General features: G+C 65.1%; 15 protein-coding genes. 10 read left to right on the top strand and 5 right to left on the bottom strand.

Annotated features, from left to right (window positions below):
- Positions 1 to 81 precede the first annotated feature (81 nt).
- From PJE01S_RS24985 to PJE01S_RS03695, 7 genes are all read left to right on the top strand, one after another.
- A complete protein-coding gene (locus PJE01S_RS24985) occupies positions 82 to 261 on the top strand; it encodes a hypothetical protein (RefSeq protein ID WP_157090212.1) in 180 nt (59 codons plus the stop codon).
- On the top strand, positions 243 to 1,136 hold the full coding sequence (locus PJE01S_RS03720; RefSeq protein ID WP_068831784.1) for an alpha/beta hydrolase: 894 nt from the start codon (positions 243 to 245) through the stop codon (positions 1,134 to 1,136). The genes PJE01S_RS24985 and PJE01S_RS03720 overlap by 19 nt, the downstream gene beginning before the upstream one ends.
- A 25-nt stretch (positions 1,137 to 1,161) precedes the next feature.
- Positions 1,162 to 2,391 carry an efflux RND transporter periplasmic adaptor subunit gene (locus PJE01S_RS03715; RefSeq protein ID WP_068831783.1) on the top strand — a complete coding sequence of 410 codons (1,230 nt, stop codon included), beginning with the start codon at positions 1,162 to 1,164 and terminating at the stop codon, positions 2,389 to 2,391.
- 33 nt (positions 2,392 to 2,424) lie between these two features.
- The gene (locus PJE01S_RS03710) at positions 2,425 to 5,667 is read left to right on the top strand and encodes an efflux RND transporter permease subunit (RefSeq protein WP_068831782.1); all 3,243 of its coding nucleotides are present in this window, start codon (positions 2,425 to 2,427) and stop codon (positions 5,665 to 5,667) included.
- A gap of 22 nt (positions 5,668 to 5,689) precedes the next feature.
- Positions 5,690 to 7,102: an efflux transporter outer membrane subunit gene (locus PJE01S_RS03705; protein WP_068831940.1), complete on the top strand. Its 1,413-nt coding sequence runs from the start codon at positions 5,690 to 5,692 to the stop codon at positions 7,100 to 7,102.
- A 432-nt stretch (positions 7,103 to 7,534) separates the two neighbouring features.
- Entirely contained in the window at positions 7,535 to 8,782 is a 1,248-nt protein-coding gene (locus PJE01S_RS03700) for a methyltransferase (RefSeq protein ID WP_068831781.1), read from the top strand.
- Positions 8,783 to 8,797: 15 nt separating this feature from the next.
- The gene (locus PJE01S_RS03695) at positions 8,798 to 9,853 is read left to right on the top strand and encodes a tRNA dihydrouridine synthase (protein WP_084389336.1); all 1,056 of its coding nucleotides are present in this window, start codon (positions 8,798 to 8,800) and stop codon (positions 9,851 to 9,853) included.
- Between the two features lie 66 nt (positions 9,854 to 9,919).
- Here the strand turns inward: PJE01S_RS03695 and PJE01S_RS03690 are convergent, their stop codons facing one another.
- The 3 genes from PJE01S_RS03690 to PJE01S_RS03680 are packed head-to-tail and all read right to left on the bottom strand — an operon-like array spanning position 9,920 to position 13,157.
- Positions 9,920 to 10,654: an aldolase gene (locus PJE01S_RS03690; RefSeq protein ID WP_068831780.1), complete on the bottom strand. Its 735-nt coding sequence runs from the start codon at positions 10,652 to 10,654 to the stop codon at positions 9,920 to 9,922.
- Positions 10,651 to 11,970 (bottom strand): diaminopropionate ammonia-lyase, encoded by a 1,320-nt coding sequence (locus tag PJE01S_RS03685; protein ID WP_084389335.1) that lies wholly within the window; start codon positions 11,968 to 11,970, stop codon positions 10,651 to 10,653. Before PJE01S_RS03685 ends, PJE01S_RS03690 begins: the two co-directional genes overlap by 4 nt.
- A 23-nt stretch (positions 11,971 to 11,993) precedes the next feature.
- The gene (locus PJE01S_RS03680) at positions 11,994 to 13,157 is read right to left on the bottom strand and encodes a M20 aminoacylase family protein (protein ID WP_068831779.1); all 1,164 of its coding nucleotides are present in this window, start codon (positions 13,155 to 13,157) and stop codon (positions 11,994 to 11,996) included.
- Between the two features lie 256 nt (positions 13,158 to 13,413).
- On the opposite strand from PJE01S_RS03680, the gene PJE01S_RS03675 reads away from it, so the two are divergent.
- Together PJE01S_RS03675 and PJE01S_RS03670 are read left to right on the top strand one after the other, a co-directional pair.
- Complete coding sequence (locus tag PJE01S_RS03675; protein ID WP_068831778.1) at positions 13,414 to 13,887, top strand: Lrp/AsnC family transcriptional regulator; 474 nt, start codon at positions 13,414 to 13,416, stop codon at positions 13,885 to 13,887.
- 153 nt (positions 13,888 to 14,040) lie between these two features.
- On the top strand, positions 14,041 to 14,559 hold the full coding sequence (locus PJE01S_RS03670; RefSeq protein ID WP_068831777.1) for a DUF1993 domain-containing protein: 519 nt from the start codon (positions 14,041 to 14,043) through the stop codon (positions 14,557 to 14,559).
- A 129-nt stretch (positions 14,560 to 14,688) separates the two neighbouring features.
- On the opposite strand, the gene PJE01S_RS03665 is transcribed toward PJE01S_RS03670, so the two are convergent.
- The gene (locus PJE01S_RS03665; RefSeq protein ID WP_068831776.1) at positions 14,689 to 15,276 is read right to left on the bottom strand and encodes a hypothetical protein; all 588 of its coding nucleotides are present in this window, start codon (positions 15,274 to 15,276) and stop codon (positions 14,689 to 14,691) included.
- A gap of 346 nt (positions 15,277 to 15,622) precedes the next feature.
- Complete coding sequence (locus PJE01S_RS03660) at positions 15,623 to 16,090, bottom strand: DUF4864 domain-containing protein (RefSeq protein ID WP_245660577.1); 468 nt, start codon at positions 16,088 to 16,090, stop codon at positions 15,623 to 15,625.
- 280 nt (positions 16,091 to 16,370) lie between these two features.
- Here PJE01S_RS03660 and PJE01S_RS03655 point away from each other — a divergent pair, with 280 nt between their 5' ends.
- Positions 16,371 to 17,033: an alpha/beta hydrolase gene (locus PJE01S_RS03655; RefSeq protein ID WP_068831775.1), complete on the top strand. Its 663-nt coding sequence runs from the start codon at positions 16,371 to 16,373 to the stop codon at positions 17,031 to 17,033.
- Positions 17,034 to 17,133: the final 100 nt, after the last annotated feature.

Here is a 17,133-nt window from a genome sequence, read left to right as displayed (position 1 = left end):
CCAGGGATTGCGGGCAATGGCTTGACTCTGCAACGGTGGGAAGGCCAAGACTTCGCGCCTCAACCTTTCAGAGGAGGCTTTATGAAGTTTGACATCCCGCAACAGAGCTGCTGTCACTGCGCAGCCTTTATCAATAAGACGATCGATTGTTTCATTGGTGAAATAAAGCATAAGCGAAACGGCTATTTATTAATTGGCACCCGGCGCGTATCTTCTGCTGCATTGCAACAAACCCGAGCCGCATGCGGCTCAAGAAGATGAAAAGCCGCCAGCCCGCCTCCTCAGGCACCGACCAAGCCTCACCCCCGTGGGTGGACAAGCAGATCCAGCTTGCGCTGAAAAAGCCGCTGGATGTGCGTTTCTATGGTCGTCGCCGCACCGCCGCCGTTTCGCCGCTGGTGGTGCATTTTCATGCGGGCGCTTTTGTCGGGGGCTCGCTCGAAGGCGGCTCCTGCGTGGCCGGGCTTCTGGCGGAGGCGGGTGCGGTCGTGATGTCGCTGGACTATCCGCTGGCCCCCGCTCATCCTTTCCCGGATGCTGTTGAAGCGGGTTATGCCGCGCTGGTGTGGGCCTGGAAGGCCCGCCACAAGCTGGCGGGCGCCGGCGCGCCGCTTTTTGTGGCCGGTGAGGAGGCCGGCGGCAACCTGGCCGCAGCGGTATCGCTGATGGCGCGTGACCTTCAGGAGCCGGCGCTGGCCGGGCAGATCCTGCTGTCACCGATGCTGGATCCCTGCCTGGGAACGGCTTCGCTGCGTGATGCGCAAGCCGGCCCGGTGGGCTGTACCTGGGCCGACGGCTGGCACCACTACCTGCCCCGGCTGGAAGATGCCAGCCATCCCTATGCGGCACCCGGTTCGGCCCTGCGCCTGGCGGGGCTGCCTCCCACCTTGCTGATCACGGCGCAGGACGATCCTCTGCGCGACGAGGCGCTGGCCTATGCCGGGCGGCTGCGCACTGCGGGGCTGGTTGCGCATGCCGCCGTGCTGCCAGTGCCCACCGGCTGGCCTTGCAGCTACCTGAACCCCGCCAGTCACAAAGTGGCCTGGGCGCCTGTCCTGCATGAACAGTTCACCGGTTTTTTCTCCAGCGCCGGGGCCGCACAGGCCGGGCACACCCCTATTTCTTCAGTTTCCTAAATCCGTTTTTTTGAGGGAGTTCACCATGCAAGCTATCCAACTACATACCCCCAGGCGCCGTCTTCTGGCCGTGGCCCTGGCCGTGCTGGCCGTGACCGGTATTTCCGCCGCCGTCTTCGGCGTGTCCAGCTCACGCGCCCAGCCGGGCGCGCCTGCGGAGCAGCCTGCCACGCCGGTGTCTGTCGCCACCGTCGTGCAAAGCGATATCGCGGCCTGGGACGAGTTTTCCGGCCGGCTCGAAGCGGTAGAGCGGGTGGATATCCGCTCACGCGTCGCCGGCACCATCCAGGCCGTGCATTTCCGTGAGGGTGCACTCGTCAAAAAGGGCGACCTGCTGCTGACCATAGACCCCGCGCCTTACGCCGCCGATGTGGAGCGTGCCGATGCCCAGGTGGCCGCCGCGCAGGCCCGGGTCGCGCAGGCCAAGGGCGAGCATGAGCGCTCGCAGCGTTTGTGGAGCGAGCAGGCCATCTCCAAACGCGAGTTTGATGAGCGCGTGAACGGCCAGCGCGAGGCCGATGCCAACCTGCGCGCCGCCCAGGCGGCCCTGCAGACCGCCCAGCTGAGCCTGGGGTACACGCAGGTGCGTGCACCGGTGGCCGGGCGGGTCGGCAAGCTGGAAGTCACGGTGGGCAACCTGGTGGCGGCCGGTCCGGGTGCGCCCGTGCTGACCACGCTGGTCTCGGTCAGCCCGATTTATGCGAGCTTTGATGCCGACGAGCAGGTGGTGGCCAAGGCCTTGAAGGATGTGCAGGGCGCTGGTGGTGCCGGGCGCAACCTGGACCGCATTCCCGTGCAGATGGGCACCGCGGCCAGCACCGACACCCCTTTTGAAGGCCGGCTGCAACTGGTCGACAACCAGGTCGATGCCAAGAGCGGCACTGTGCGCGCGCGCGCCGTGTTTGACAACGTAGACGGCCAGCTGATGCCCGGCCAGTTTGCGCGCATCCGCATGGGCCAAGCCACCAAGGGCACGGCGCTGCTGATCAACGAGCGCGCCGTGGGCACGGACCAGAACAAGAAATTCGTGCTGGTGGTGGGCGCCGACAACAAGGCGGTGTACCGCGAAGTCACGCTGGGGGCTTCCGTCAACGGCCTGCGCGTGGTCAAGGGCGGCCTGGCCGCCAATGAGCGCATCGTCGTCAACGGCCTGCAGCGCATCCGCCCGGGCGCGCTGGTGGCGCCGCAGCCGGTCGAGATGTCGGCCAAGGCGGAACTCAGCGCCAAGCCGGTGCAGGTGGCGGCCAAGTCCTGATCGGGCGCCTGAAAACTTGAACAAGAACATCGTATGAATCTCTCCAAATTCTTTATCGACCGGCCGATCTTTGCCGGCGTGCTGTCGCTGCTCATGCTTATTTCTGGCCTGATCGCGCTGCGCTCGCTGCCGATCGCCGAGTACCCGGACGTGGTGCCGCCCACCGTGGTGGTGCGCGCCCAGTACCCGGGTGCCAATCCCAAGGTGATTGCCGAGACCGTGGCCACGCCGCTGGAGGAATCCATCAACGGCGTGGACGGCATGCTCTACATGAGCAGCCAGGCCACCACCGACGGCCTGATGACGCTCAACGTCACCTTCAAGCTGGGCACCGACCCTGACAAGGCGCAGCAGCTGGTGCAAAACCGCGTGGCGCAGGCCGAGCCGCGCTTGCCCGAAGAAGTGCGCCGCCTCGGTGTCACCACGATCAAGAGCTCGCCCGACCTCACGATGGTGGTGCATCTGCTGTCGCCCAACGACCGCTACGACATGACTTACCTGCGCAACTACGCGGTGCTCAATGTCAAGGACCGGCTGGCGCGCATCAACGGCGTGGGCCAGGTGCAGCTGTTCGGCTCGGGTGATTACTCCATGCGAGTCTGGCTGGACCCGCAAAAGGTGGCCGAGCGCGGCCTGTCCGCCGGTGACGTGGTGCGCGCCATCCGCGAGCAGAACATTCAGGCCGCTGCCGGTGTGGTGGGCGCTTCGCCCGGCCTGCCCGGTGTGGACATGCAACTGTCCATCAACGCCCAGGGCCGCCTGCAAAGCGAAGAGGAGTTCGGCGACATCATCGTCAAGACCGACAAGAACGGTGCGGTGACGCGGCTGCGCGACATCGCCCGCCTGGAACTGGGCGCGGCTGACTACGCGCTGCGCTCGCTGCTCGACAACAAGCAGGCCGTGGCCGTGCCGGTATTTGCCGCACCGGGCTCCAACGCCATCCAGATTTCCGATGACGTCCAGGCCGTGATGCGCGAGCTCAAGAAAAACATGCCCGAAGGCGTGGACTACGAGATCGTCTACGACACCACCCAGTTCGTGCGCTCGTCCATCACGGCCGTGGTGCACACCCTGCTCGAAGCCGTGGCGCTGGTGGTGTTGGTCGTGATCATCTTTTTGCAGACCTGGCGCGCCTCCATCATCCCGCTGCTGGCCGTGCCCATTTCGGTCATAGGCACCTTTGCGGTGATGCACCTGTTTGGTTTTTCGATCAATGCGCTCAGCCTGTTCGGGCTGGTGCTGGCCATCGGCATCGTGGTGGACGACGCGATTGTGGTGGTGGAAAACGTCGAGCGAAACATCGAGGCGGGGCTGAGTCCGCGCGACGCCACCTACCGGGCGATGCGCGAGGTCTCGGGGCCCATCATTGCGATTGCGCTGGTGCTGATCGCCGTGTTCGTGCCGCTGGCCTTCATCACGGGTCTTTCGGGCCAGTTCTACAAGCAGTTTGCGCTGACCATCGCGATTTCCACCGTGATCTCGGCCGTGAATTCGCTGACCCTGTCGCCCGCTCTGGCGGCCCTGCTCCTCAAGAGCCATGATGCGCCCAAGGACGCGCTGACCCGCGGCATGGACAAGGTGTTTGGCCGCTTTTTCAATGCCTTCAACAAGGCCTTCGGCCGCGGCTCCGAAAATTACAGCCGCGGTGTCAAGGGCGCGATCTCGCGCAAGGCCGTGATGCTGGGCGTGTACCTGGTGCTGGTGCTGGCCACCACGGGCCTCTTCAAGGCCGTGCCCAGCGGCTTTGTGCCCGGCCAGGACAAGCAGTACCTGATCGGTTTTGCCCAGCTGCCCGACGGCGCCACGCTGGACCGCACCGAAGACGTGATCCGTCGCATCGGCGAGATCGCCATGAAGCAGCCCGGTGTGGAACATGCGATTGCCTTTCCGGGCCTGTCGATCAACGGCTTCACCAACAGCTCCAACTCCGGCATCGTGTTTGTCTCGCTCAAGCCGTTTGACCAGCGCAAGAGCGCGGACCTGAGCGCGGGCGCCATTGCCGGCCAGCTCAACGCCAAGTTCGGCGGCATCCAGGAAGCGTTCATCGCGATGTTCCCGCCGCCGCCCGTGCAGGGCCTGGGCACCACCGGCGGCTTCAAGCTGCAGCTGGAAGACCGCGGCTCGCTCGGCTACGCTGCATTGGACGCCGCCACCAAGGCTTTCATGGCCAAGGCCTACCAGACGCCTGAGTTGGCCGGCCTGTTCTCCAGCTTCCAGGTCAACGTGCCGCAGCTGTATGCCGACATCGACCGCACCAAGGCGCGCCAGCTCGGCGTGCCGGTGACCGACGTGTTCGACACCATGCAGATCTACCTGGGCAGCCTGTATGCCAACGACTTCAACAAGTTTGGCCGCACCTATTCCGTGCGAGTCCAGGCCGACGCGCCTTACCGCGCCCGTGCCGAGGACATCGGCCTGCTCAAGGTGCGCTCCACCACGGGCGAAATGGTGCCGCTGTCGGCGCTGATGAAGGTGACGCCCAGCTTTGGGCCCGAACGCGCCATGCGCTACAACGGCTTCCTCGCGGCCGACATCAACGGCGGCGCCGCGCCCGGCTATTCGTCGGGCCAGGCGCAGGACGCGGTGGCCCGCATCGCGGCCGAAACCCTGCCGCCCGGCATCAGCTACGAGTGGACTGATTTGACCTACCAGGAAATCATTGCCGGCAACTCGGCCCTGTGGGTGTTCCCGCTGGCGCTGCTGCTGGTGTTCCTGGTGCTGGCCGCGCAGTATGAAAGCCTGACGCTGCCGATCGCCATCGTGCTGATCGTGCCCATGGGCCTGCTGGCCGCCATGCTGGGCGTGAAGCTGACCGGCGGCGACAACAACATCTTCACGCAGATCGGCCTGATCGTGCTGGTGGGGCTGTCGGCGAAAAACGCGATTCTGATCGTGGAGTTTGCGCGCGAGCTGGAGTTTGCCGGGCGCACGCCGCTGCAGGCCGCCATTGAAGCCAGCCGCCTGCGTTTGCGCCCCATCCTGATGACCTCGCTGGCCTTCATCATGGGCGTGCTGCCCCTGGTGCTGTCGACCGGCGCCGGCGCCGAAATGCGCCATGCCATGGGCGTGGCGGTGTTCTCGGGAATGATTGGCGTGACGGCCTTCGGCCTCTTCCTCACGCCGGTGTTTTACGTGACCCTGCGCCGCCTCACGGGCAACCGCCCGCTGAAGCTGCACGGCGAGGTGCCGCACCTCGAAGCGTTTGCGGGCGCCCATGCGGCGGGTGGCACAGGTGGCCACGCCCAGCCTGCGGCAGCACTGGGACACCACGAATAACAAAAATACCAAGGAGTTCACCATGAACCACATGACTTCCAAAGCGCGCCTGACACTGGTGCCGCTGTTCGCGGCACTGGTGCTGGCCGGTTGCGCCACCAGCGCATCGATTGATTCTTCCAGCCTGCCAGTCACACCGACGGCCTTCAAGGAAAGCACAGACCCGGTCGCATCCGCGGCCCCTGTTTCGCCTGAAGTGCAGGCACAGGGCCGCTGGTGGGCGGTTTTCTCCGATCCGGTGCTGGATCAGCTGGTAGAACAAGCCAGTCGCAGTAACAACAGCGTGCAGGTCGCCGCCGGCCGGCTGGCGCAGGCCCGTGCCATTGCGGGCGCCACCGATGCCAACCGCTCGGTGCAACTGGGCCTGGGCGCAGGGGCCGTGCGCCAGAAAGACATCACGACCGGCAACGTTCCCCAAACCGTGGTCAGCGTGAGTGCCAACCTGTCGTATGAAGTTGACCTGTTCGGCAAGCTCTCGGGCGCGTCGAATGCGGCGTCACTGGATGCGCAATCACGCGAAGCCTTGCTGCGCAGCACGCGGCTGCTGGTGCAGGCCGATGTGGCGCAGACCTACCTGAATCTGCGCGCGCTTGATGCAGAACGCGCCTTGGTGAAAGACACGCTGCAGGCCTACCGCAACACCCTGCGCCTGACCGAGGTGCGCTTCAAGGAAGGCGATGTGGCCGAGCTGGATGTGGCGCGCGTGCGCGCCGAGGTCGCCTCCACGGAATCCGAAGCTTTGGCACTGGACCAGCGCCGTGCCCAACTGGAGCATGCACTGGCGGTACTGGTGGGTGAGGTCGCTTCCAGCTTCCAGGTCGCACCCGGTGAATGGGCCACGGCCTTGCCCGCCATACCGGCCGGCGTGCCCAGCACGGTGCTGACGCGCCGGCCCGACGTGTCGGCCGCCCAAAGCAGCATGCAGGCGGCGCAGGCCCGCGTCGGTGTGGCCAAGGCCGCCTGGTTCCCGAACTTTTCGCTGACGGCCAACGGCGGCTACGCCGCGCCCGAGCTCAAGGACCTGTTCAAGATGTCCGCCCGTGCCTGGGGCGTGGGGGCCTTGCTCTCATTGCCTTTGCTTGACGGCGGTCGGCGTGAAGCCGGTGTGCAGAACGCCAATGCCGAGCTGGACATCGCCCTGGCCAATTACCGCGAGCAGGTGCTGGTGGCCTTCAAGGATGTGGAAGACCAGCTCTCGGCCCTGCGGCTGCTGGCCGACCAGTCGGAAGCGCAGTCCCGTTCGGTCGCCTCGGCCAGCCGCGCCACCGTGCTGTCGGACTCGCGCTACCGCAATGGCTTTGTCAGCCAGCTCGAATTGCTCGATGCCCAGCGCAGCGAGCTGCGCAACCGCCGGCAGGCGCTGCAGGTGAAGGCGGCGCAGTACTTGGCAACGGTTGGGTTGATTCGCGCCTTGGGCGGTGGCTGGAGTGCTTGACTGAACACCCCTATCGGCGTTCACTGCGTGTAACGCCTTTTCCCCTTGCAGGGGACGGGCGCCTGTGGGCCGGCGAAGCCGGACCCCGGCCCCCGCTGAGGAAGAGGGGCGCACCCCTATTGGCGCTCATTTCGTGTCGCCTCCTTTTCCCCTTGCAGGGGACGGCGCCTGCGGCCTGGCAGAGCCAGTTCCGCGGCCCCCGCTTGAAAACCCGCCGGGGTGGACTGCTATCGACCGGGATGCTATAAAATAAGTAGCTGCTTGTACCGGATATCCGGGCCTCCCAGCCACTTTTGATGCTAAAAACGGCCGTTTCAGGCCGTTTTTTCGTTTTGGTGGCCCCAATCCGCTCCGGGGTGGAGCCGGAAGCGGACGCCATCTGTTAAAACAGTTGGCTGTTTTCTGCTTTCACCCTCTTTACTGTCTGCCCTGATGTCTGTTTCACCTGCCGCTCCTTCCACCTCTGCCGCTGCCTATCCCCTCATCCACTGGACCGAGGGCAAGGGCAACGAGGCCCATTCGGCGCGCTGGCGCTCCGAGCGCGGCGCCGTGCCGCCCAAACGTGTGGTGATCGCCGACGACAGCATGGCGGCCGACACGGCCTATCGGCTGGCTTGTGAAGGCACCGGCCTGCTCTGGCGCGGCGACTTCCAGAACGCACGCCTGCTGCTGCAGGCGCTGGCGCGCCGTGTCGACAAGCCGGCCAAGCCCAAACGCGACAAGCGCCACAAGGCAGGCGCCTCAACTGTTGAGGCCGTCGCCCCCGCACCGGTTTTCCCGGAAGCCTTTCATCTGCATCGCCAGGCACAGGCGCAACGTGCCCGAGTGCTCGGCATGGTGCTGATCCCGTTTGACGCGGACTACAGCATCCCGCTGCGCCGTGCGCCGGATGCGAAGAAAGCCTGCGCGGAAGCCTGGGGGCCGGCTAATAAAGATGGCACGGGTCCCTCCGTCGCCTCGCTGCGCGAGTTGATGGGCTTCATCAGCGCCCACGAGTGGCGCCGCAAGGGGGTTGCCATTCCTGCGCTGGGTGAAGACGGGCCGCACAACCGCGTGCATCCGCATTACGGCGTTTTCTCGCCGGTGCGTGGCGAATACATAGCCTTGGTGGCGCAGGCGCCCGTGCCCGAAGGCATTGCAGACCTGGTCGCTTTTGACATCGGCACCGGCACCGGCGTGCTGGCCGCGGTGCTGGCCCTGCGCAGCGGCGTGCAGCGCGTGGTGGCCACCGACCAGGATCCGCGCGCGCTGGCCTGCGCGCGCGACAACCTCAAGCGGCTCGGCTTCCCGCAGGTCGAAGTGCGCGAGGCCAACCTGTTCCCCGAGGGCAAGGCCAACATCATCGCCTGCAACCCGCCGTGGTTGCCGGCGCGCCCCGGCTCGCCGATCGAGCATGCGGTGTATGACGAAGACAGCCGCATGCTGCTCGGCTTCCTCAATGGCCTGGCGGCGCACCTCGAACCCGGGGGCGAAGGCTGGCTGATCCTGTCGGACATTGCCGAGCACCTGGGCCTGCGCACTCGCGCATGGCTGCTGGCTGCGATTGACGCTGCGGGGCTCAAGGTGGTAGACCGCCTCGACGCGCAGCCGCATCACCCCAAGGCCTCCGACGCGACAGACGCGCTGCATGCCGCGCGTGCGGCTGAAGTCACTTCGCTGTGGCGGCTGGCTGCGGCCTGAAAAAAAGACACCGGCATGACCATCCTGCTCGCACCGATGGAAGGCCTGCTGGACTTTGTGCTGCGCGACATCCTCACGCGGGTGGGCGGCATTGACCGCTGTGTGTCCGAATTCATCCGCATCACCGACCAGTTGCTGCCCGAGCGCGTGTTCACCCGCATCGTGCCCGAGCTGCATACCGGCGGCCGCACCTTTGCCGGCGTGCCGGTACGCGCCCAGTTGCTGGGCTCGGACCCGGTCTGCCTGGCCGAGAATGCCGCGAGGCTCGCCGGGCTGGGGCCGGCCGGCATTGACCTCAACTTCGGCTGCCCGGCCAAGGTGGTGAACCGCCACGGCGGTGGGGCGCTGCTGCTGGAGGCGCCTGAAACCCTGTTGGCCATCGTCAGCGCGGTGCGCCGCGCCGTGCCCGCGCACATGCCGGTGTCCGCCAAGATGCGGCTGGGTTTCAATGACGATTCCCGGGCGGTGGAATGCGCGCTGGCGATTGCCGATGGCGGCGCCGACGAGCTGGTCGTGCATGCCCGCACCAAGGCGCAGGCCTACAAGCCGCCCGCTTACTGGGAGCGCATCGCCGACATTCGTGAAGTGGTCAATATTCCGGTGGTGGCCAACGGTGAAATCTGGACCGTGGACGATGCGCGCCGCTGCCGCGAGGCCTCGGGCTGCGACAGCCTGATGCTGGGCCGCGGCATGGTGACCGATCCTGGCCTGGGCCTGGCGATCAAGGCGTCGATGAACGGGCTTGCAGGCAGTCCGGCACCAGCAGGCCATGCGGGCGTAAGCTGGCCCGCGATGGTGCCGCTGCTCGCCGACTTCTGGCATATCGTCTGCACCCGGCTCGATACCCGTTCGCGCGCCGGTCGGCTCAAGCAGTGGCTCAATTTCCTGCGTCGCCGTTTTCCCGAGGCGGAGACCGCCTACCAATTGCTCAAGACCATCAATGACCCGGTGCTGATTGATGAATGGCTGGCGGGTGTGGTGCAGGCGCAGCTTGCTGCAAACCTGCCGTCCGGTTTGACTCTGCAGCCGCTGTCCCTCTTGATGCTTGCCCCGGTGGTTGAGGCCATGTGACTGTTCATCCGAAACGGGCTGCGTCACGGTGACCATGGCGGCCTGCCGTCTGCGCTAAGCGCTCGCTCAGACCGTGCGCCTCAGCGCCTCAAAAAACAATTCCGACTGCAGGCGCTCGCCAAGCGTCTGCTGGGCCACGCGCTCGGCAATGGCCCGGGCTACTGGCGCCAGCGGCCGACCCGAGGACTGGGCCAGCACCTGCGCAGCACAGGCCCGCTCGAGGTAATACAGGTCGTCATACGCCCAGTCCATTCGCGCACCGCAGACCACCACGCCATGGTTGCCCAGAAACACCACATCGGCCGCCTGCATGGCATGGGCGATGCGCTCGCCTTCCGAGGTGTCCAGGGCCAGGCCGTTGTAATGGGGGTCAACCGCCACGCGGCCGTGAAAGCGCATGGCATTTTGCGAAAGGGTGGTGTCCAGCGCCCGGTTGGTGGTGAGCGTGAGGGCCGTGGCGTAGGGCATGTGGGTGTGCAGCACGCAGGCCTTGCCGGCGATGCGGTGGATGGCGGCGTGGATGAACATGGCCGTGGGTTCCACCTCGTGGCGCCCGGCCAGCTTGTTGCCTTCCACATCGATCAGCACGATGTCGTCCGCGTGGATCTCGCTCCACAGCAGGCCGCGCGGGTTCAGCAGAAACCGGCTGGAGCCATCGGGCAGCTCGACACTGAAGTGGTTGCAGACCCCTTCGGCCAGGCCGTGGAGCGCCGCCGCACGCAGGGCCAGCGCCAGGTCGGCCCGCAACTTGCCGACGGCTGCGGAGTGAAAGTCTTCATCGTGTGAATTCGAGCTTGTCATGCTGTTGATGCTCCTTGGTTGGGGGTCAGTGTGCCGACCTTGGCTTTTCGGGCCATGCGATCCATCGGCGCCTGCTCGCTTATTTTCGCGCTGACCTCCGTGCTGGCCAGCCAGCCGGCCTGTGCCGCCAGCACCGACGGGGCGGTGTGCCCCGTCAGCTGCGCATACGCGGCAGGCGCCGTGGCGCCCTCGGTGCTGATGAGCAGCACATGCGAATCGGCGCCCAGGCCGGTTTGCCGGCGCAGTTCTGGCGAACCCGCCAGAACCTTCAGAGCCGCCAGCCCCGCAGCGCCCGATTCGCCGCTCAGCACGGGCACATCGCCGGCCTCGCCCGAAGCCAGCGCGCGCATGGCCTCCACCGCCTGTTCGTCGGAGACCGTCACAAAGAAATCTACGGCCGGCTGCAGAAAGCGCCACGCGAGCGGCGAGGTTTCACCGCAGGCCAGGCCCGCCATCACGGAGTCGACCGAGCCGCTGGCCATGGCCGGGCGGCCCAGCCGCGCGCTTTGGCACAGGCAGTCGGCCTGCTCCGGCTCGACCACGATGAAGCTCGGTCGCCGGGCGCCGTAGCGTTCCCAAAAGTAGCTCACGATGCCGGCTGCCAGGCCGCCCACGCCGCCTTGCAGGATTACATGGGTGTAGGGGCAGGGTGCGGCATCGGCCTCGGGCTCCAGCAACTCATCCACGATGGCGGCATAGCCCTGCATCACGTCACGCGGGATCTCCTCATAGCCCGCATAGGAGGTGTCCGACACCACCTGCCAGCCGTTCGCCGCTGCCAGGCGGGCGGCTTCCTGCACGGAATCGTCGTAGTTGCCGGTGACGCGCACGATCTCGGCGCCGAAGGCGGCAATCGGTGCTTCCCGCTCAACGCTTACATGGGCGTGCAGCACGATCACGCAGCGGCAGCCCATGCTCTGGGCCGCGGCGGCGAGCGCGCGGCCGTGGTTGCCGTCGGTGGCGCTGATGACCACGAAGCCCTGCAGGTCCTGGGCGTGCCGGCCGGCCAGCAGGTCCTGCGGCGTGAAGGTCTTGCCGGGCCAGCGGCGCTGGATCAGGCGCAGCAGGGCTATGGGTGCGCCCAGTACCTTGAAGCTGCCCAGCGGCGAGCGCGTTGACTCATCCTTGACGCTGATCTGCCCGACCGACAGGCGCCGCGCCAGTTGCGGCAGCTGCCAGACCGGCGTGGCGCCGGGATTCAGGAGCGACCAGTGCGAGAGCCTGCGCCGGCTTTCGCGCGCCTGGGCTATGTTCATGACTTGCTGCAGGGCGGCGTCATAGGCGCCACGCTGGGCGAGCGGGTTGGGGATCAGCATGGGAAGGTCTTTCAGAGCGGGAATCAATGCGGCAACCGGATGCGCGCAAGCTCGGCGAAGTAGCGCGCCCCCACGGGCAGCACGCTGTCATTGAAGTCGTAGCGCGCGTTGTGCAGCGGCGTACTGCCTGGGGCCCCGTTGTCGCCATTGCCGATGAACACAAAGGCACCCGGCACCACGCGAAGAAAGGCGCCGAAGTCCTCAGAGATCATCATGGGCTGCACATTGCCATCCACCTTGTCGGCCCCGGCGACGGCGGTGGCCGCAGCCAGGGCTGTGGGCACACACTGGTCCCAATTGACGGTGGGCGCGAATTCATGGGTGTACTCGAATGCACATTCGGCGCCGTGGGTGCTGCAGATGCCAACGCTGACCTCGCGCATGCGCTGCTCCAGCAAGGCCTGCACCTCGGGCGCGTAACTGCGCGTGTCGCCCTTGATGATCACGTTGGACGGAATGGCATTGCGGATGCCGTCGGTGATGAATTCGGTGCAGGAGATGACCGCCGGCATGCTCGGGTCCAGCGAGCGCGAGACGATGGTCTGCAGCGCCAGCACGATCTCGGCGGCGATCACGAGAGGGTCCACGCCCATGTGCGGGCGCGCGGCGTGGGTGCCGCGCCCTTTGACGTGGATGACGAAGTTGTCTTCGCTGGCCATGATGCCGCCCGTGCGGGTCGCAAAGTGGCCGGCCGGCAGGCCCGGCATGTTGTGCGCACCATAGATTTCGTCCACCGGGAAGCGTTCGAACAGGCCGTCGTCCATCATGGCCTTGGCGCCGCGCCCATGCTCCTCGGCCGGCTGGAAGATGAAGCGCACCGTGCCATTGAAGTTGCGCCGCTCGCGCAGCAGCTGGGCCGCGCCCAGCACCATGGCCATGTGGCCGTCATGGCCGCAGGCGTGCATGCGGCCCGGCATCTGCGAGGCATGGGCCCGGCCTTCTGCCGTCTCGGTGATGGCCAGCGCGTCCATGTCGGCGCGCAGGCCAATCACGCCTTTGCCGTCGCCCACCGTCAGGTTGGCCACCAGGCCGGTGCCGCCTATGCCGCGGTGTACCTCCAGGCCCAGCGCCTTGAGCACGCTGGCCACATAGTCGGCGGTCTGCACCTCTTCAAACCCTGTTTCGGGGTGGCGGTGCAGGTGGTGGCGCCAGCGCACCAGTTGCGGCTCGAAATCAGGGGTGGTCATGACGGGCTCCGATGTCGGGTGATCCATGCACTGATCTTAAAAAGCATGACTGAGACGATTTATCAATCATTGGTGCAATTTGAGTGTTTTGACTCATTAGTAAAAATTTAATGAAATAATTTCCCACGATCAATCAACTTGTGATTCCATTTTTAATTCAATGCGAGAGTAGGCGCTCCGCCGCAGACAGTGCTGTAGCACGGCAAGGTGGGGCAACGACCTATCGCTTTGAAGTAGAAATGGAATGAGGCTTTCCATGACCCTGGACCGGCTCGACACCCAAATCCTGAACCTGCTGCAGCAGGACGCAACCGTGCCGCTGCGCACGCTCGCCGAACAGGTGCATGCCTCAGCCGCTACCTGCCAGCGGCGTATTGCCCAGCTCAAAGCCAGGGGCGTGCTGCTCAAGGAAGTGGCCATTGTGGACCGCCTTCGCGTCGGCCGGCCATTGACGGTGTTCGTTTCGGTCGAGCTGGACAAGCAAAACGACGCGCTGCTGCGCAACTTCGAGAAAAAGATGGCGGCCGAGGGTGACGTGATGGCGTGCTATGAGGTGTCGGGCGAGTTCGACTTCCTGCTGATCGTCAACTCGGCGTCCATGGAGCGCTACCACGCGTTCACGCGTGAGGTGTTTTCATCCAACAACAACGTGCGCAATTTCAAAAGCACGTTCGCCATGAACTGTTCCAAGTTTGAGACGAAGATACCGCTGACAGAACCGGCGGATTGATCCGGGCTTGCGGCTTTCCTCCACCACTGCAGGGGGCGGCGGCTGTCAGGCCATTGCAGCATCGCAAAGCAGCCGCCGCTGAACCCGGCGAGAATCCCCGTGTGACTGTGTCTGCACCCGCAGACCGGTCTTCACCCCTTACCGAAAGAAACCATGACCAGCACCCCCAGTTTTATCTACACCAGCTCCGTCCCCGTCTTCAAGCAAATGCTGGGCGGGCTCAAAGAGGTGTTGCGCAAAGCCGAAGCGCACGCCGCCGAGAAAAAAATTGACCCCAACGCGCTGCTGCAGGCGCGTTTGTTCCCCGACATGTTTGCGCTGGTGCGCCAGGTGCAGGTGGCGAGCGACTTCGCCAAGAGCGTGTCGGCGCGGCTGGCGGGCGTGGAAGTGCCCAAGCTGGAAGACAAGGAGCAGAGCTTTGCCGAGCTGCAGGCGCGCATCGCGACCGTGCTGGCCTTTATTGAGGGGCTGGATGTCGCGAAATTTGACGAGGCCGCCACGCGCGAGATCGTCACGCAGGCCGGCACGCCCAAGGAAAAGCGTTTTACCGGCCAGTCCTACCTGTTCAATTACGGCCTGCCGCATTTCTTTTTCCATACCACCACGGCCTATGCCATCCTGCGCCACAACGGCGTGGAAGTGGGCAAGAAGGACTACATCGGCACGTATTGAGCCCCAGCAGGCGCGGGCGGGTGAAGCCGGGCAGACGGCCGCTTAGACAGAACGCAGCGCAGGGCCGCCCCACGCAAGTTCAGCCCCCTCGGGGGGCAGCGCAGCACACGTAGTGGCAAGCGTGGGGGCTTAGCCGTACAGCTTCGCCAGTGTCTGGGGTTCGGTTTTTGCATAGGCGCCGCTCGGATGGGTGGGCGCTGCCGCGCCGCGCGCCAGCATGTCGGCGTCGCGTATGGCAAACATGCGCTCCAGATCCTGTTTGAGTTCGCTTTCGGCATGGTGTTTTGGCGGCAGGGTCCAGATCGAGCGATCCGGCAGCTGGAGATAGGGGCAGCTGTCGCCAACCTCCAGTTGCCAGGAGATGCCATAAAGCCACTGCGCGGCATGGGGCTCGAAGCGCGTGATGTCGATACGCAGCGACTTTTCAAAGGCGACGGCATAGGTCAGCAAACGCATGTCCCAGTGCTTCACGACCAGCCGCACATACATGCCTTCGCCGCGGCTGCGGCTGGAAACCAGCAGCATCTGGCAGTCCAGCCAATGGGCCGGAATGCCGTGGCGGCGCAGGGAGTCGCGCACCAGCACCTGAACCAGCTGGCGGCGCAGGGCGTTGGCAGAGCCATCCTCAATCGTCGCAGGGCCCTCGGCGGCGGATGCGGGTTCGGCCTTTAAAGGTTTTGCTCGGCTTTTGAGGCCGAATAACTGGCGGATGTTCATGTCATGCTCCCCTGATGCAAACTTGAAGACCAACTTACTCATAAGTTGGCTCGCCCAGCTGGAAAAAAGACTTGTTGGGCGTTACAAAGTGTTAATGATGGTCCGCCTGTCCGTGGCGCAAGTCAAGCGATCTGCTGGGCAAAACCGGTAATAGTTCACCGAAATCCATGAATCCTTGGCCTGCATGGGTCAAGGGCTCAAAAGGTCGGCGCTGCGGTGTTTGGGGGGTAAAAATGCTTCCAGCCCCGAAAATACGGGCACAGCTAGCTATTAAAAATGTAGCGCCGTGGCCGACCGGCGCGGCAAGTTCGAGCTGGCAAAAGCAGAGCCGGCAAGCACCAGGCCGTCACGCCATGCGGCCCTTGTTTTCCATCACGGCGCAGCCCGTGATGCGCCAGGTCTTGTTTTTCTGGCGCTCCAGGCTGTAAATCGCCAGCCACGCATCGCCGTCGGCATCCAGAATTTGCACCCGCTGAATCGCATGGTTGTTCTGGCCTTCGGGCTTGAGGAAGGCGACCGAGGCCGGGCGGTAGATCATCGGGTAGCTGTTTCGCAGCATGGCGATAAAAGCGGCTGAAGAACCCAGCCTGCGGCGCACATTCGGCGCGGCATAGGAAAACGCCTTGCCGGCATCGTCCTTGGCCAGGGCGGCGAGCTGGCCCTCGATCACGGCGCGCACGCTTTTTTCATCGGTGGCGCTCAAGGAGGCCGCATGGGCCGGCGCTAGCGTGGACAGCAGCGCCAGGGCCGCCACCAGCATCGCCATGACACGCGCCAGGCGTGCAAGGAAGAGATGTGAACGGGTTTTCATCATGGCGCCTCCTCCGGCAACAAACGCATTTTGAAAATGCCCCGGCCACCATCATGCGCTGAAATCTACGCATCTGCTGAGGTTTCAGCGCTGGCGCGCCCATGGCCTTGCCCGGGGGCAACGGCCGGCGCATCGTGGGCGGGGTTTGCGGCCAGGTCCGGCCCCGCTGCCGGCGAGCAGGGCGGGCCACTAAAATCAGAAGCTTTCCGCTCTTGTGGCCTTGCGCGCTTCAAGCGCCGCATCCGGCCGACTCCTCCGATTCATCCCACTACCCGGTAAGCGCATGTCCCTTGAAGTTCTAGAAGCCCAGACCGGCGACAACCCTGTTGCCACCATTCTCATCATGCATGGCCTGGGCGCGGACGGCCGCGACTTTCTGCCGATTGCCGAGCAGCTGGATTTGTCCGGCGTGGGCCCGGTGCGCTTTCTGTTTCCCAGCGCACCCATCATGCCCGTCACCATCAATGGCGGCTATGAAATGCCTGCCTGGTACGACATCCTCGGTGCCGACCTGGTCAGCCGGCAGGACGAGGCCGGGCTGCGCCAGTCGCAAGCTTCGATTGAGGCGCTGATTGCCCATGAAAAGTCGCGCGGCATTCCGGCCCATCGCATCGTGGTGGCCGGTTTTTCTCAGGGTTGCGCCATGGCGCTGATGATTGGCCTGCGCCACAGCGAGCGCCTGGCCGGCATCGCCGGCCTGTCGGGCTACTTGCCGCTGGCCGACAAGACCGCTGCAGAGCGCAGCGATGCCAATAGGGACGTGCCCATTTTTCTGGCCCATGGCACGCGCGACGGCGTGGTGGCCTTGCCGCGCGCCACCGCGACGCGCGACGCACTCAGCGCGCAGGGCTACCCGGTGGAATGGCACGAGTACCTGATGGAGCACTCGGTCTGCCCGCAGGAAATTGCCGACCTGGCGCGCTGGCTGCGTCGCGTGCTGGCCTGATTTTTTAATAAAAATCGCGGTAGCGCCCGTCTTGCAGGCGCTGAAGGCTATCGAAAATATAGCAATTCAGGCATTGATGAGGCCCTGCCTTGGGCGCCTG

This window comes from Polaromonas jejuensis NBRC 106434 (genome assembly GCF_001598235.1).
GTDB classification, from domain to species: Bacteria; Pseudomonadota; Gammaproteobacteria; order Burkholderiales; family Burkholderiaceae_C; genus Polaromonas; species Polaromonas jejuensis.
Note: the sequence above shows the minus strand (reverse complement) of the source record. Positions and strands in the feature narration are given on the sequence as shown.

Bases quoted from the DNA above. Each gene is read 5' to 3' on its own strand.
- PJE01S_RS03675 (WP_068831778.1), top strand. From the start codon at position 13,414: ATGACCCTGGACCGGCTCGACACCCAAATCCTGAACCTGCTGCAGCAG.
- PJE01S_RS24985 (WP_157090212.1), top strand. From the start codon at position 82: ATGAAGTTTGACATCCCGCAACAGAGCTGCTGTCACTGCGCAGCCTTT.
- PJE01S_RS03665 (WP_068831776.1), bottom strand. From the start codon at position 15,276: ATGAACATCCGCCAGTTATTCGGCCTCAAAAGCCGAGCAAAACCTTTA.
- PJE01S_RS03720 (WP_068831784.1), top strand. From the start codon at position 243: ATGCGGCTCAAGAAGATGAAAAGCCGCCAGCCCGCCTCCTCAGGCACC.
- PJE01S_RS03710 (WP_068831782.1), top strand. From the start codon at position 2,425: ATGAATCTCTCCAAATTCTTTATCGACCGGCCGATCTTTGCCGGCGTG.
- PJE01S_RS03690 (WP_068831780.1), bottom strand. From the start codon at position 10,654: ATGACAAGCTCGAATTCACACGATGAAGACTTTCACTCCGCAGCCGTC.
- PJE01S_RS03715 (WP_068831783.1), top strand. From the start codon at position 1,162: ATGCAAGCTATCCAACTACATACCCCCAGGCGCCGTCTTCTGGCCGTG.
- PJE01S_RS03695 (WP_084389336.1), top strand. From the start codon at position 8,798: ATGACCATCCTGCTCGCACCGATGGAAGGCCTGCTGGACTTTGTGCTG.
- PJE01S_RS03700 (WP_068831781.1), top strand. From the start codon at position 7,535: ATGTCTGTTTCACCTGCCGCTCCTTCCACCTCTGCCGCTGCCTATCCC.
- PJE01S_RS03685 (WP_084389335.1), bottom strand. From the start codon at position 11,970: ATGCTGATCCCCAACCCGCTCGCCCAGCGTGGCGCCTATGACGCCGCC.
- PJE01S_RS03660 (WP_245660577.1), bottom strand. From the start codon at position 16,090: ATGATGAAAACCCGTTCACATCTCTTCCTTGCACGCCTGGCGCGTGTC.
- PJE01S_RS03705 (WP_068831940.1), top strand. From the start codon at position 5,690: ATGAACCACATGACTTCCAAAGCGCGCCTGACACTGGTGCCGCTGTTC.
- PJE01S_RS03680 (WP_068831779.1), bottom strand. From the start codon at position 13,157: ATGACCACCCCTGATTTCGAGCCGCAACTGGTGCGCTGGCGCCACCAC.
- PJE01S_RS03670 (WP_068831777.1), top strand. From the start codon at position 14,041: ATGACCAGCACCCCCAGTTTTATCTACACCAGCTCCGTCCCCGTCTTC.
- PJE01S_RS03655 (WP_068831775.1), top strand. From the start codon at position 16,371: ATGTCCCTTGAAGTTCTAGAAGCCCAGACCGGCGACAACCCTGTTGCC.